The 15,164-nt window shown below is 36.5% G+C and carries 14 protein-coding genes; 9 read left to right on the top strand and 5 right to left on the bottom strand.

Going from position 1 to position 15,164, the window contains the following annotated elements; translation table 11 throughout:
* Positions 1-159 precede the first annotated feature (159 nt).
* The 4 genes from V6256_RS00380 to waaA all read left to right on the top strand — a co-directional run bounded on the left by V6256_RS00380 (position 160) and on the right by waaA (position 4,785).
* Complete coding sequence (locus V6256_RS00380; RefSeq protein WP_341595986.1) at positions 160-1,377, top strand: O-antigen ligase family protein; 1,218 nt, start codon at positions 160-162, stop codon at positions 1,375-1,377.
* Between the two features lie 138 nt (positions 1,378-1,515).
* Positions 1,516-2,466 (top strand): ADP-glyceromanno-heptose 6-epimerase, encoded by a 951-nt coding sequence (gene rfaD, locus V6256_RS00375; RefSeq protein WP_341595985.1) that lies wholly within the window; start codon positions 1,516-1,518, stop codon positions 2,464-2,466.
* Position 2,467: 1 nt separating this feature from the next.
* Positions 2,468-3,523 (top strand): lipopolysaccharide heptosyltransferase II, encoded by a 1,056-nt coding sequence (waaF, locus tag V6256_RS00370; protein WP_341595984.1) that lies wholly within the window; start codon positions 2,468-2,470, stop codon positions 3,521-3,523.
* A complete protein-coding gene (gene waaA, locus V6256_RS00365; protein ID WP_341595983.1) occupies positions 3,517-4,785 on the top strand; it encodes a lipid IV(A) 3-deoxy-D-manno-octulosonic acid transferase in 1,269 nt (422 codons plus the stop codon). The genes waaF and waaA overlap by 7 nt, the downstream gene beginning before the upstream one ends.
* Here waaA and V6256_RS00360 read toward each other — a convergent pair.
* The 4 genes from V6256_RS00360 to V6256_RS00345 all read right to left on the bottom strand — a co-directional run bounded on the left by V6256_RS00360 (position 4,780) and on the right by V6256_RS00345 (position 8,512).
* Complete coding sequence (locus V6256_RS00360) at positions 4,780-5,718, bottom strand: glycosyl transferase family 90 (RefSeq protein WP_341595982.1); 939 nt, start codon at positions 5,716-5,718, stop codon at positions 4,780-4,782. The genes waaA and V6256_RS00360 overlap by 6 nt on opposite strands.
* A 41-nt stretch (positions 5,719-5,759) precedes the next feature.
* Positions 5,760-6,788, bottom strand: a complete 1,029-nt coding sequence (locus V6256_RS00355) for a glycosyltransferase family 4 protein (RefSeq protein WP_341595981.1) — start codon at positions 6,786-6,788, stop codon at positions 5,760-5,762.
* An 11-nt stretch (positions 6,789-6,799) separates the two neighbouring features.
* A complete protein-coding gene (locus V6256_RS00350; RefSeq protein WP_341595980.1) occupies positions 6,800-7,573 on the bottom strand; it encodes a glycosyltransferase family 2 protein in 774 nt (257 codons plus the stop codon).
* Positions 7,574-7,804: 231 nt separating this feature from the next.
* On the bottom strand, positions 7,805-8,512 hold the full coding sequence (locus V6256_RS00345; RefSeq protein ID WP_341595979.1) for a 3-deoxy-D-manno-octulosonic acid kinase: 708 nt from the start codon (positions 8,510-8,512) through the stop codon (positions 7,805-7,807).
* 36 nt (positions 8,513-8,548) lie between these two features.
* Between V6256_RS00345 and V6256_RS00340 the strand changes: the two genes are divergently transcribed.
* Complete coding sequence (locus V6256_RS00340; protein ID WP_341595978.1) at positions 8,549-9,595, top strand: glycosyltransferase family 9 protein; 1,047 nt, start codon at positions 8,549-8,551, stop codon at positions 9,593-9,595.
* 177 nt (positions 9,596-9,772) lie between these two features.
* On the opposite strand, the gene pgi is transcribed toward V6256_RS00340, so the two are convergent.
* Positions 9,773-11,425 (bottom strand): glucose-6-phosphate isomerase, encoded by a 1,653-nt coding sequence (gene pgi, locus V6256_RS00335; protein WP_341595977.1) that lies wholly within the window; start codon positions 11,423-11,425, stop codon positions 9,773-9,775.
* A gap of 286 nt (positions 11,426-11,711) precedes the next feature.
* Here pgi and ubiE point away from each other — a divergent pair, with 286 nt between their 5' ends.
* The 4 genes from ubiE to tatA all read left to right on the top strand — a co-directional run bounded on the left by ubiE (position 11,712) and on the right by tatA (position 15,047).
* Positions 11,712-12,467: a bifunctional demethylmenaquinone methyltransferase/2-methoxy-6-polyprenyl-1,4-benzoquinol methylase UbiE gene (gene ubiE / locus V6256_RS00330; RefSeq protein WP_341595976.1), complete on the top strand. Its 756-nt coding sequence runs from the start codon at positions 11,712-11,714 to the stop codon at positions 12,465-12,467.
* 29 nt (positions 12,468-12,496) lie between these two features.
* Positions 12,497-13,105, top strand: a complete 609-nt coding sequence (locus tag V6256_RS00325; RefSeq protein ID WP_341595975.1) for a ubiquinone biosynthesis accessory factor UbiJ — start codon at positions 12,497-12,499, stop codon at positions 13,103-13,105.
* A 10-nt stretch (positions 13,106-13,115) separates the two neighbouring features.
* Positions 13,116-14,750 (top strand): ubiquinone biosynthesis regulatory protein kinase UbiB, encoded by a 1,635-nt coding sequence (gene ubiB, locus V6256_RS00320; RefSeq protein WP_341595974.1) that lies wholly within the window; start codon positions 13,116-13,118, stop codon positions 14,748-14,750.
* 87 nt (positions 14,751-14,837) lie between these two features.
* Positions 14,838-15,047, top strand: coding sequence for a twin-arginine translocase TatA/TatE family subunit (tatA, locus tag V6256_RS00315; RefSeq protein ID WP_341595973.1), 210 nt, complete (start codon positions 14,838-14,840; stop codon positions 15,045-15,047).
* Positions 15,048-15,164: the final 117 nt, after the last annotated feature.

The raw sequence follows: 15,164 nt of genomic DNA, 5'->3' as shown, positions 1-15,164 counted from the left end.
ATAAAACGAGGATTTACCTTTCAACTATTTATATTGTGCACTAAAATAGTCGTTTGTATATTTCATATTCTCTTTGTATTAATGAAATATTTTATTATAAAAGTAGCCTAAACCATATCATAAACTGCTTTAACTAACCTCGCATAACTGAGTATTCTAATGCTAAATCAAAAACTAACTTACCTCAGCTCACTATTAATATTCTTGTATTCAACTACTATCTTAGCAACGGGGAAAAGTTATTCTTATATCGCTGCTATGTTATGTTTAGTTTCCTTAACCACTTTACCTAAATTAATAAAAAATAAACGCCCTACTGACTTCTATCTGATAACCAGTGCATTTATGGGGTACTTCTTGACCACAGGTTTATCCCTTCTGTTACTGGGAGGAAAGTTAAGCAATCTTGATATGCCTAGCCGTGTTCTTTTTGTTATTCCCGTCTTTATTTTTCTTTTACATTATCCACCTAAAAAAGAATGGCTTTTTAGTGGTATTTTGGCAGGCTCTTTCCTGAGTGGCATGATCGCTCTATACCATTATCAAATTCTTGAGATCAGGGCATTTAGTAGCTTTAAATATATGGTTATTCAATCTGGCAACATGGCTATGTCATTAGGTGTGTTTTCATTGATCATATCAATACAATATCTTAAAGATAAAAGAGGCTACTTAACCGCAATTGCTTTAATTTGTGCTTCATTTGGTTTTTTAGCAAGCTTATTATCAGGTGCTCGAGGCGGTTGGCTAATTGCTCCTTTTGTTATTGTCTGGTTACTGCTCATCAATCGCCAACTGATAACAAAAAAGGTGATATTAGTGCTCCTTATTATCTCTGTGGTAGGTGGTGTTGTGTCTAAAGATTTAGTGGAGCGACGTGTACAGAAAGTAATTGATGATTTAACTTTATTTAGTGAAAAAGGTAATAGTAATACATCTGTGGGTGCCCGTTTAGAAATGTGGAAAAGTGGTATATACACTTTCAAAAGTAACCCTATCTTTGGGTCTGGCTACCAAAATAGGCTTCAACATAAACAAGCTTTAGTGGATCAAAAAATAGTTGCTCCTGTTGTTCTTAAGTATGAACGCTTACATAACAATTATATTGAAGAAGCATCAACAAAAGGAGCGATTGGCATATTAGCATTATTGTTGTTTTTTTGTGTCCCTTTGTATTTATTTTCCAGCACACACAAGGTAAAACACAATCCTAATACTGACATTTTTAGACAATTAGGTATCGCACATATTGTGTTAGTTATGGGGTACTGTTTGACACAAAACTATGTAAATCATCATTCAGGAATATTACATTACTTATTTTACACCGTAATTTTTTATGCTTTGTTTGTGCAAACAGACAAACTAAAAAAATAATAAAATGATATTATTGACGGTCGAACTTTAAAGGTAATTCAGTGACTGAAAGTATCATTTTATCGGTAATTTTAAAAACTAACTTATTTAAGTTAGTATAATCAACGTTAACTAACTAAAAAATTGAGGAAAAACTATATGTTCATAGTCACTGGTGGTGCAGGTTTTATCGGCAGTAATATTGTTAAATCATTAAATGATCGCGGTATTACAGATATACTGGTTGTTGACGACCTGACTGATGGCACTAAATTCGTAAACTTAGTTGACCTAAAAATTATGGACTACATGGATAAAGATGAGTTTATTAATCAAATAGTCTCAGGACAAGAGTTTGGTGATGTTGACGCAATCTTCCACGAAGGTGCTTGCTCTGCAACCACTGAATGGGATGGGAAATTCATGATGGAAAATAATTATGAATACTCAAAAGATCTACTGCATTACTGTATTGAAAGAGATATCCCATTTTTATACGCCTCTTCAGCAGCAACTTATGGCGGCAATAATACATTCAAAGAAGAATTAGAATTTGAAAAGCCATTAAATGTGTATGGTTACTCTAAATTTCAATTCGATCAATACGTACGAAATCTATGGAAAGATGCAGAAGAACACGGTGAAATGTTACCGCAAATTACTGGCTTCCGTTATTTCAATGTCTATGGTCCAAAAGAACAACATAAAGGCAGCATGGCCAGCGTTGCTTTCCACTTAAATAACCAGATCAATGCCGGAGAAAACGCGAAATTATTCGAAGGTGAGCATAAGCGTGACTTCGTATATATAGATGATGTTTGTAAAGTTAACTTATGGTTCTTTGACAATATTGTTTCTGGTATTTTCAACCTAGGTACAGGTAAAGCAGAGTCTTTCTTAGAAGTGGGTAAAGCTGTTGTTGAATATCATAAAAATGAAAAAGGAAGCCATGCTGAAATAGAACGCATTCCTTTCCCAGATCATCTAAAAGGCCGATACCAAAGCTTTACTGAAGCAGATTTAACCAATTTACGTGCTGCAGGTTACACAGATAGCTTTACCTCAGTCGCAGAAGGGACAACTAAATATATGTCATGGTTAAACAAATAGAATGAAAATTTTAATTATCGGCCCTTCATGGGTCGGTGATATGGTGATGTCTCAAAGTCTCTATATCACCTTAACAAACTTACACCCTGGGGCTATTATCGATGTAATGGCTCCGGCTTGGTGTAAGCCAATTTTAGAGCGCATGCCTGAAGTCAATAAAGCAATTGAAATGCCTTTAACACATGGCCAATTTAGCTTTTTTGAGAGACGTAAACTAGGCATAGCTTTACAAAAAGAACAATATAATCAAGCTTATATTTTACCTAATTCTGCTAAATCAGCATTAATTCCATTTTTTGCCAAAGTCCCTACTCGAACAGGGTGGAAAGGTGAAATGCGTTATGGTTTATTAAATGATTTACGCCCTAACAAAAAATCATTTCAATATATGGTTGAGCGTTATGTTGCACTTGCTTACCCTAAGCAAGAAATGCAAGATTCGAGCAGCCTAGGCGGATTAAATAAAATAGCAAAACCTGCCTTGTTTATCGATAAGAATTTACAGCAACAAGCCATTAATAAATTTAATATTAGCCTCGACTCCCCTGTTGTTGGGCTTTGTCCAGGAGCCGAGTTTGGCCCTTCTAAACGCTGGCCTGAGCAACACTATGCAAAGGTCGCCAATGAAATGATAAAGCAAGGCTTTCAAGTCTGCTTATTTGGTTCCGCTAAGGACAGAGATGTCACGGAACAAATTAAAAACCAAGTTGATAGTGCTCAGCAAGATAAAGTACATAACCTTGCAGGTAGCACCAACCTAATTGAAGCAGTTGATTTACTCGCAAACTGTGAGATTGTCGTCAGTAATGACTCAGGACTCATGCATGTTGCAGCAGCTGTTGGCTGTAAAGTGGTGGCTGTATATGGCTCAACATCTCCTAAATATACTCCACCATTAGCAGGTTCTGTTGAAATTGTCAGTACAGATATCGAGTGCCGACCTTGCTTTGAAAGAGAGTGTGAGTTTTCGCATATGAAATGTTTAACAGAATTAACCCCTGAAAGCGTTTTATTAAGCATTAAAAAACTCCGCGCAATTAAAGTCGCGTCATGTTAGTTCGTTTTTTCTATACCCTTATATTAGTCTTAGTTTCCCCTTTCTTTTTATATTCTCTGTATAAAAAGAAACCTGGGAAGCCGAGTGTAGGTAAGCGCTGGAAAGAGCACTTCGGTATAACACCTGCCTTAGAAACGCTGCAACAGCCAATTTGGATACATGCTGTTTCTGTTGGTGAAGTGTTAGCTGTTTCGCCTTTGATAAAACGTTTAAAACAGAAATACCCTGACCAAGCGATAGTATTAACAACGACCACTAGCACTGGAGCAGAACAAGCGAGCAAATTAAACAGCTTAGTAGAACATCGCTATATGCCACTTGATTTCAGTTTTTGTGTTACCTCATTTATCAAAAAAATAAACCCTAGCCAATTATTTATCATGGAAACTGAGCTATGGCCAAATACATTACATTCAGCTGCAAATGCTAATTTACCTATTACAATTATTAATGCGCGACTGTCGCAACGTTCAGCAGATCGTTATGCAAAAGTCCCAGCTATCTTCAAGTTACTCTCTCAGCATATAACTCAAGTGTTGTGCCAGCATATAGATGATGCAAATCGTTTTATAACGCTTGGTGTAAATAAGGATAAGATAAAGGTCACCGGATCAATAAAATTTGATATTGAGATAACCGAGCAAGTTAAACAACAGGCTACATCTCTAAGAAATGAGTTAGGCTTACAGCGCCCAGTTTGGATTGCAGCCAGTACCCATCAAGGCGAAGATGAGCAAGTTTTAGAAGCGCATAAATTACTGCTAAAACAACATTCAAATGCATTATTAATACTCGTTCCTCGTCATCCAGAACGCTTTGATAGTGTGTATACACTTGCATCGAAAGAATATTGTTTTGATACAACTAGACGCAGTGATAATCAAACGGTCAGCGTAAATACGCAGGTTTACCTTGCTGATACTATGGGTGAAATGTTGATGTTATTAGGAGCTGCAGATCTTTGTTTTATGGGGGGGAGCTTAATAGGTGATAAAGTCGGAGGACATAATTTATTAGAGCCTGCAGCGCTGGGTATTGCGAGCATCACAGGACCAAGCTACTTCAACTTTACAGACATCACTAAGCAATTATGTGCAGCTGATGCGACAACGATTGTTAAAGATTCAGAGCAATTAGCTACCGTAACAGCAGCGTTATTTAACGATAACATGAAGCGCCTAACTCAAGGGCAATCCGCTTTAAAAGTAGTGAAGTCAAATCAAGGGGCTATTAACCAAACATTAGCAGAATTTAATTTATAACTGCCCTGAACGCTCAAAATATTTTTGCGCGACAAGCAGCTCAATTAGCTTCTCTCTTTTTTCATCTTTAAATTGTTCAACATATTGATTAGCATTGTTAATAATCTGCAATGCTTTATCTTCGTTCGCCAAATAATAGTTCATTTTTTCGATTAAGTCAGAATAATCCCCCTTAAGCTCAACATAATGAACTCCAGCTTCTAGCCTACCTTCCATAAACCATGTTTCAAACTTAGGTTTAGACATCATGCATAATGAATTTGATGACATCACCCATTTCAGGTTGGTGGCAACATCATTACCTTCGATACACAATAAGAATTTATATTGTAGCTGTTCATTAATACACATAAATTCTTTTTCCCAAGGGTTTCCTCGGTAGGGCTTAGTTTGCCCGATATTACACATTTTATGTGCATAAAACTGTTTGAGTACTTGTACTCGATGCGGTTGGTAACCTACTCCTCGCCATACGCTCATATTTTTTTTGTCTTTATAAGGTATCTCATCCTTAATAAAATTGAAGTGTCGAATTTTATTCAATTTTAACAGTACTGAGTTTTCATTATGGCCATTAATAGGGCGACTTTTAACAAAGCTAGGGGAATTGGGGATACAGGTAACATCCCCTGCTATCATAGAAAACTTAAATGAAGATGGAAAATATTTTATAACATTACGCATATCAAAATAATAAGTTGTACCTTTCGTTTTCTTATATGAGGCAACACAATGTTCAAACTTAATATCAAGATTAACAACAGATAATTTATTGTAGTAATCAACTCGACTTTTAATGTAACCCTGGTTTTCACAGGATAATTTATTTAAATTCCTTTTAAGTAAACGGCGAAAGATAACATTAGGAACAAATAGTCCTAGTGCATTAAAAAAATAATAAGAAAAACGTTTTATTTGATTCTTATTGTTCATTGTGCCTGTCTTAATACAATTGAAAATAGGATAATGGTAACTTACTTAACTGATTGATAAATAGTATTATATAGGGAACTTGTAAAAGTTATATCAAATTCTTTCAATTTTTCTTGAGCTCCATCCTGTAAACACGCTTTTAAATCACTATCGGATGTAATAGCAACAATTGCACTGGCTAAAGACTCTCCGTTCTTAGCTTCAATTAATAACCCACTAACACGATCTTCAATAATATCAGGAATACCACCAGCATTACTGCCTATCACAGGTAATCCAGCTTTAATAGCCTCTAAAATTACCGAACCTAGGCCTTCGCTGTCAGAAGGGTGAATAAGCAAATCTGCAGCAGTAAACCAACTTCCCATATCACTTTGTTTACCAGCAAAAGTAATGTTCTTCATTCCTGTTGACTGTGCTAATAAACTTTCTTTTTCAGGCCCCTCGCCAAGTAACACCAAATGTAGATCCGGCTGTGTTATTTCCAATAACTTAAAAGCCTCGATACTGGTTCGATGTCCTTTATGTTTTAATAAATTAGAAGCTTGGATAATAATCTTTTTACCTTTAAAACGGGTTTTAATCTCAGCGACAAACTTTTCATTTGCAGGGTAAAACACAGGCGAGCTAGGTATTTTTTGGATATTAGCTTGTGGGTGGCGCAATTTAATTGCATCGACAATGGCTGTACTTAATCCAATTAAACAAGAAGCATTACTGTAAGCACGATTAGCAAGCCATTTATCTTTTAGCGGGTTATCAATGCGACGCGTTATAATATAGGGAACATTAAATAAGCACTTTTGTATCAAAGCCCAATAAATTGCACGCCCTTCGTGTACATGTATTAAGTCACAATCCACCGTCGTTTTTTTATGGTGCGCCCCTGTAAAGTGCGATGCTAATACAAGTTTAACGGGTAATTTTTTTATTTCATCAACAAACGGGCTTTTAGGGTTAGCAACAACCGTTAACTGATAACCTTCGACAACTTGTTGTTTTATTAATTGTAACGTTTGGCGTTCACCACCGCTGAAGCCTGATGCTAAATTGACATGACAAATATGCATTTTAAATCCCTTTACTTATTTTTTTTTACATAATCGCGAAGCCAAAGATCAGCATAACGAGTGAAAACAACATTTGCACTTAATATCGCTAAAAGTAAGCCATGTCTACCATCTAAAAAACCTTTTTGAATAAAGTACATTTTGATGAAGCGAAAAAAACCATGGGAGATAGCCTGGCTAAAAGAAGCCTTTTTACGCCCTTCCCTTTGATCTACCCATGAGGATATGTAGAGCGAAGTTTTTTGAGTGTATTGTGATAAGTTATCAAAAGTAAAATGAAGTAAATTCCCTTCTAACTTATTAATAATATAACCTTTAGGAACATCGACTTGTTCGTGTACTAATGAATCATTATATTGCATTTCAGTACGAGGGTATAAACGTAACACCCAATCAGGGCTCCAACCAGAGTGCTTAATATAAGACCCAAAGGCTTTACTTAAGCGGTTTATTTTATAACAGCATGCCTGATTATTTTCTTTTACTGCATTTAAAATAGTTTCTTTTAGTTGCTCTGTGACAACCTCATCAGCATCAAGTGCCAAAACCCAAGTTGATTGCATATAAGACTGTGCTATTTGACGTTGTTTACCAAAGCCTGGCCATTTAGAGTGTACATAAAACTTATCAGTATATTTTGCTGCAATCTCAGCAGTATTATCTGTACTACCAGAGTCGACAATCACAATTTCATCAACCCAATCTTTTACTGATTCTAAACAATTTTCTAAATGAACCTGCTCATTTTTTACTATCATTAAAACGCCAATAGTTGTCTTTTTCATCTTTGTTCTCTTTATTTTTTTAATATCATACCTGTAATGTAATCAGTTGCATAATACACGGACAAGTCATTGACATCGTAATCCATAAAAAATTCTATATTATCAATGAAATATGTAACTCCCTCCAAATATTATCGCAAAAAATAATAGAAATTACCTTGGCTAAAAACATATAAAAAAGATAATGGTAAAACAGTATTTTGGTTAATTTAATTCATGTCACTGAGTGATTTATACCTGTTCATACGCTTTTAATAACAACTGCCAATCCTTGATCGTCCATTTGATTTGTCGTTTTTTTAATTCTTTCTTAAAAGAGCGTAATAGACGCTGTAGATTAACTGCTTTCCAACTATCACCTTCTTCTTGATAACATTTGTCAAAGTCGATAATCCACGCTTTAGCGTCTTTATCTATTAAAATATTATGGATATTTAAGTCGGTATGATTCACTTGGGCGCGATGCATTTTTTTTATTTGAATAGCAATCGCTTTATATTCATTTTCTGTCAGTGCTCGCTGTTGCAATAAGTCAACTAAGTCAGAGGCATTTGGAATTTTTTCAGAGAGTAAATCCGCCTTATAAAATAGACCCTTCTTCACCACTCTAGCGGCAATCGGTTTAGGGACATTTACGTCAGATTTAATTAATTTTTGCAACAGCCTGAACTCTGCAACAGAGCGTGTTTTTTGCCAACCTAAAAATAAATAATGGTCTGCGATTAGTTTTCCAAATAAGCCGCCGCGACGATAATGACGCAGTGCCCCTTGCATTGTTTCTAGCTGAACAAACCAAGTAGTGCCTCGCCCTGAAGCTGATCCCACCACTTTATTTGCAGACTGCCAATATTGAGGATCAAAACAACGTTCAATATTTTCATCAATTAAGCTATCATCGAATACGATATATAAATTATTTTGCTCAACCGTTTTCAGCATGATTATGACCCATTAACCCAAAAATAAGATATTAACATGCCTTTATTTACATCTGCACCAAAATCTATCTGCTTACTGCGTCTTTCCGCTATTGGTGATGTTTGCCATGCTGTGGCCATGGTGCAAGCCATTCAAAAGCAATGGCCAAGCACTAAAATAACTTGGATTATGGGGAAAATAGAGGCTCAATTATTAAATGACCTACCTGGTGTAGAGGTCATTATTTTTGATAAGAAAAGCGGTTATAAAGGAATGAAAGCAATTTGGAAGCAACTTTCTGATCGCAAGTTTGATGCGTTATTACATATGCAGCTTGCATTGAGGGCCAGTGCATTAACAGTAGGAATTAAAGCAAAGTATAAAATCGGCTTTAATTTTAAGCGTGCTAAAGAAGGCCAGTGGTTATTCACCAATAAAAAAATCTCAGATAAAAACTCGTTACATGTATTGGATAGCTTTTTTGAATTTGCTTACTTTCTTGGTATTGATAAAACATCCCCTCATTGGAATATCCCTCTTAGTCGCGACGATATTCGCTTTGCACAACAAATTACAGAGGATGATAAACCGTTATTTGTGATCAGCCCTGCTGCCAGTAAAGACGAAAGAAACTGGCTAACAGAGCGTTATGCAGCGGTTGCAGACCATGCGGTAGAAAAAGGTTACACAGTTGTATTGTGTGGTTCACCAATGCTAAGAGAGCAGAAATTAGGGGAGCAAATTGAACACAGTATGCAGCACTCAGCGACCAATCTCATTGGTAAAACCTCATTAAAACAATTAACGGCAACATTAAAGCAAGCGAGCTTAGTGCTTGCACCAGACTCAGGTCCAGCGCATATCGCCACTACACAAGGTACCCAAGTGATTGGCTTATATGGACACAGTAACCCTAAGCGTACAGGGCCTTATCTTAGCCAAGATAACGTCATTAGTGTTTATGAGAAGCATGTTCAACAACAGCATAAAAAAGCGTTAAAAGACCTGCCTTGGAGTGCTCGTGCAAAAGGTGACCATATAATGCAAGGTATCAGGACAGAGCAAGTCATTAAAAAGTTTGATGAGCTTATACTGACAAATTAAAGAATAGATATGGTCTAAGTATGGTTAATTGCCAAGGCTAGCCCTTTTCCATCAAACCAATCCCCTTCAATGCTATAAACCCACATTTACTAGCAACGTAGAGCGCTATAAAAACAAAAAAGCCCCATTAAAAATTAATGAGGCTTTGTACTTTTAAAATCCGCTATTGAAGAATAATTACTTCCAAGCTTTCCAAGCATTGATTAAACCGTTGGTTGAGCAGTCATGACTTTCTACGCAGTCATTGTTACTTAATTCAGGTAAAATTTGTCCTGCTAATTGCTTGCCTAATTCCACTCCCCACTGGTCAAAAGTAAAGATATTCCAAATAACACCTTGGGTGAAAATCTTTTGCTCGTACATCGCGATCAATTGACCTAATGTTCTAGGTGTGATTTTTTTAACAAGGATAGAGTTGGTTGGTTTATTACCCTCAAATATTTTATATGGCACTAAATCAGCCACTTCCTCTAGAGATTTACCAGCGGCTGTAAACTCAGACTCTACTTGCATTTTGGTTTTACCAAAGGCTAATGCTTCGGTTTGAGCAAAGAAGTTTGATAGTAATTTAGGGTGGTGATCACCGGCTGGGTTATGGCTAACAGCTGGTGCGATAAAATCACAAGGAATTAATTTGGTCCCTTGATGCACTAACTGGTAAAAAGCATGTTGCCCATTTGTACCAGGTTCACCCCAAATGATAGGCCCTGTTTGGTAATCTACTGGGTCCCCATTACGGTCGGTACATTTACCATTAGATTCCATATTCCCCTGTTGGAAGTAAGCTGGGAAACGGTGCATATATTGATCATAAGGTAAGATCGCCTCAGACTCAGCACCATAGAAATTGTTATACCAAATACCAATCACAGCTAATAATACTGGAATGTTGTCTTTAAAATCAGTCGTCGCAAAATGCTGATCCATTTCATGAGCGCCGGCTAATAGCGCTTCGTAATTATCAAAGCCAACAGTTAATGCGATGGATAAACCAATTGCAGACCAAATTGAGTAACGTCCACCAACCCAATCCCAGAACTGGAACATATTCGCGGTATCGATACCAAACTCAGTAACTGCTGCGGTATTGGTTGAGAGTGCAGCGAAATGTTTTGCAACAAACGCTTCATCTTGTGCAAAATTTAAGAACCAATCACGAGCACTGTGTGCATTAGTCATGGTTTCTTGTGTAGTAAACGTTTTAGAAGCAATCAAGAATAACGTTGTTTCCGGATCCACCTTAGTGAGGGTTTCAACAATGTGTGTACCATCAACGTTAGAGACAAAGTGTGTCTCAATACCATCAACTTTATAAGGACGTAGCGCTTCTGTCACCATGTAAGGCCCTAAATCAGAGCCGCCGATACCGATATTAACGACATCGGTAATACGTTTACCGGTGTAACCTAACCATTCACCTGAATGCACCTTTTCACAAAATGCTTTCATTTGTGCTAGTACTTCATTGATTTTAGGCATGACATCTTCACCATCCACAAAAACAGGTGAATTACTACGGTTACGAAGTGCAGTATGTAAAACAGCGCGCCCTTCTGTAATATTAATTTTTTCTCCTGAGAACTGTGCTTTTATTGCGCTATCCAAATCAACTTCTTTAGCAAGATCTAACAGACTTGTTAAAATTTCTTCAGTGATTAGATTCTTAGAGAAATCTAATAAAAAGTCGTCGTTAAATTGGCGTGAAAATGTTTCAAAGCGCTGAGCATCCTCGGCAAACAATTCAGAAATTTGCATATCAGCGTGTTCATTAAATAAACTTTGTAACTTAGCCCAAGCTTTAGTTTGTGTTGGTTGAATATTTTTCAGCATAATAGAATCCCAAGTTTAAAATATTAGAGCAGTAATAATTCGTCGACGAATAACAGATTACCTTGATAGTAGAACACAGTCATAAAACACTACTATTTTCATGAATAAATCATAATAACAATTAATTTATACTACTTATGGTCAAAACGTAACATTAAATTAGCATAAAATAAGAAACAAAAAGAATCTCAGTATCAACAATAAAGATCCAAATATTCTTTAAATATTGCTATCATGCAAGGATTTAAAATGAACGATACATTTTTCCGTAAGGTAAGAGACAATCATGCAAGAAAACCCAGACAAAACAACCCATTTTGGTTTCAAAACCGTCGAAGAAGATAAAAAAGTAGAATTAGTTGCCGACGTATTCCACTCTGTAGCGGCCAAATACGACATCATGAATGATGTTTTATCAATGGGCATTCATCGCATCTGGAAGCGTTTTACGATTGATTGTTCTGGCGTACGTCAAGGTCAAAAAGTATTAGACTTGGCAGGCGGAACGGGTGATTTAACCGCTAAGTTCTCACGTATTGTAGGTAAAAATGGACAAGTAGTTTTAGCTGACATCAATGATTCAATGCTAAAGGTTGGCCGCACTAAATTACGTGATATGGGCCTTGAAGGAAACATTAGTTACGTTCAAGCCAATGCAGAAGAGCTGCCTTTTCCTGACAATCATTTTGATTTAATTACCATTGCCTTTGGTTTGCGTAACGTTACTGATAAAGATAAAGCACTTGCCTCTATCTACCGCGTGTTAAAACCAGGCGGCCGCTTACTTGTTTTAGAGTTTTCAAAACCAATTTATAGCCCGGTCAAAAAATTCTATGATTTCTATTCTTTTAATATTCTTCCTAAACTGGGTAAGTTAATCGCGAATGACAGTGAGAGTTATCAATATCTAGCTGAAAGTATTCGTATGCATCCAGATCAAGAGTCACTGAAAAAAATGATGGAAGATGTTGGCTTTGAAGGCACTGAATTCTTCAATTTAAGTGCTGGCATTGTTGCGTTACATCGTGGTTATAAATATTAACACCATAAACACAGAAAAACGGGACTTTAATGCCATTAGTTAATTTACTTTGTGGATTATTAGAAACAGGTGTAAATCAATTACACTCATTAGATAGCGGTGCCGCCGTAAAGCGTAAACAACTTAATGGCGTCGTCGTTGGTGTTAGCTTAAAGGAAGTCAACTTCCCTTTATATTTTGCTATTTCAGAGCAACAAGTTGATATTTTGCATCAATTTGAAGGTGAACCAAACTGCCGTATACAAGTCAGTTTGAGTGCACTAGGCAAAATACAAGATAATAATGAGCTGACCAATTTAATTAAAACAGACCAATTAGAAGTCGAAGGCGATATTCAGCTTGTACAGCAATTTGCGCAGTTATTAACTGAGATGGATATTGATTGGGAAGAGCATTTATCACACAAAGTAGGCGATGTGATTGCCCATAAACTTTGTTATCACGCTAAATCCTTAAGCAAAGAGTCTAAGAATCAGTTTTCTAAAATAGAAAAGCAAACTGCATTGTATTTAACCGAAGAGATTAAACTTGCACCGAGTGCTTTAGAGGTTGTTTATTTTTGTGATCAGGTATCACTATTAAATGAGCAAACTGAACGTTTAGAACAGCGAATAGAAAAGCGACTTACGAATAAGTAATTGGAAATAAATGATTAAAATTAAAGAGTTATCCCGTTTATATCAAATAGCTAAAACAATTATTGAATATGGGTTAATAGATCTCGCGCCGGAAGGCCAAATACCTAAGAGCTACTGGTTATTACGTACCTGTTTATTTTGGGTAAGCCCTAAGCATCAAGATAAAACGACACCTGAACGCTTACGCCTTAGTTTGCAATCTCTCGGTCCTATTTATATTAAATTAGGCCAAATGCTATCAACTCGTCGTGATTTGTTATCCCCTATTTACGCTGATCAACTCGCTTATTTACAAGATAATGTCCCTGCCTTTGATGGTGAGATCGCCATCAAGCAAATAGAAGAGGCTTTTCAGAAGCCTATACAAGATATTTTTACAAATTTTGATAAAGTTGCCTTAGCGTCAGCCTCTATTGCGCAAGTCCATACTGCTACCCTTAAAGAAGATGGTCGTGAAGTGGTCATCAAAGTAACCCGTCCTGATATTCATCAAACCATTGTTGCAGATATCCAACTCATGAAGTGGTTAGCAGGTTTAGTGCAACGTTTTGTAAAACAGGCAAAACGCTTACGCCCTGTAGAAGTCATTAAAGAATATGAGAAAACCATTCTAGATGAACTCGATTTAATGCGTGAAGGTGCTAATGCCATTCAATTACGTCGTAACTTCTTAAACTCTAAAGTCTTATATGTCCCTGAAATCTATTCAGACTACTGTACTAAAAATGCATTAGTGATGGAGCGTATTTACGGCATTCCAGTATCAGACATCGCAGCTTTAGAAGCACAAAATACTAACTTTAAATTACTTGCTGAACGCGGTGTTGAAGCCTTTTTCACCCAAGTATTTAGAGACAGCTTTTTTCATGCTGATATGCACCCCGGCAATGTCTTTGTTTCCTACGAGCATCCTGAAGATCCGCTTTGGATTGGCATTGATTGTGGCATAGTTGGTACTTTAACCAACGAAGATAAGCGTTACCTAGCCGAAAACTTTTTAGCCTTTTTCAATCGAGATTACCGACAAGTCGCGCAGCTGCACATTGACTCTGGTTGGGTACCTGCAGATACACCTGTTGAAGAATTTGAATTTGCTATTAGAGCAGTATGCGAACCTATATTTGAAAAGCCATTATCGGAAATTTCTTTTGCACAGGTATTGATTAACTTATTCAACACAGCCCGTCGTTTTAACATGCAAGTACAACCACAACTTGTGTTATTACAAAAAACCTTATTATACATTGAAGGTTTAGGCCGTCAGCTATATCCACAGTTAGACTTATGGGACACCGCTAAGCCTTTCTTAGAAAATTGGATGATGGAACAAGTTAGTCCTAAAACGCTGATCAAAAAAATAAAGACAAAAGCGCCCTTTTGGTTAGAGAAGTTGCCGGACATTCCAGAGTTGGTTTACCACAATTTAGCGCAAACAAAACAAGTTCAACAGCAACAGCAGTTATTAATACAACGCTTGAATGAACAACAAAGCCGTAATAGTAAAAACCAGGTCATTACCGCCTTAGCAATTACATTAAGTATTATTTCTACACTTCTATATTTGCAAGACGATGGCAAGATTAACTTGTATTTAACAGTTCCTGCAGTAATATCTTGGGTACTTGCTTGGCGATTTAATAAATAAATATGACAACTGTAGTAAAAAGTTCACATTAATAGGTTATTGTTAATCAATTAATTTACAACATCATTTACACATAGGAAAAATATTATGGGCGGTATCGGAATTTGGCAGTTAGTTATTATTGCTGTGATTGTTATTCTTTTATTTGGAACAAAAAAGTTACGCGGTATTGGCACTGATTTAGGTGGTGCAATTAAAGGCTTCAAAAAAGCAGTAAAAGATGACAATAATACTACGGAATTAGATAAAAAATCACCAGAAAGCCTAAAGGCTGAAAAGAGTGAAACAAAAGACTAATACCAAGCACACTCATTAAGACTTCTACTTTACTTCGCAATACGATGTAGACCATAAATAACTTTTTGAGTGTCATCGACATAACTTTTTTGAAGACGACCACCTAACAGAGTTCGA

The sequence above is a fragment of the Psychromonas aquatilis genome (assembly GCF_038155185.1).
In the GTDB taxonomy this organism is placed as follows: domain Bacteria; phylum Pseudomonadota; class Gammaproteobacteria; order Enterobacterales; family Psychromonadaceae; genus Psychromonas; species Psychromonas aquatilis.
Note: the sequence above shows the minus strand (reverse complement) of the source record. Positions and strands in the feature narration are given on the sequence as shown.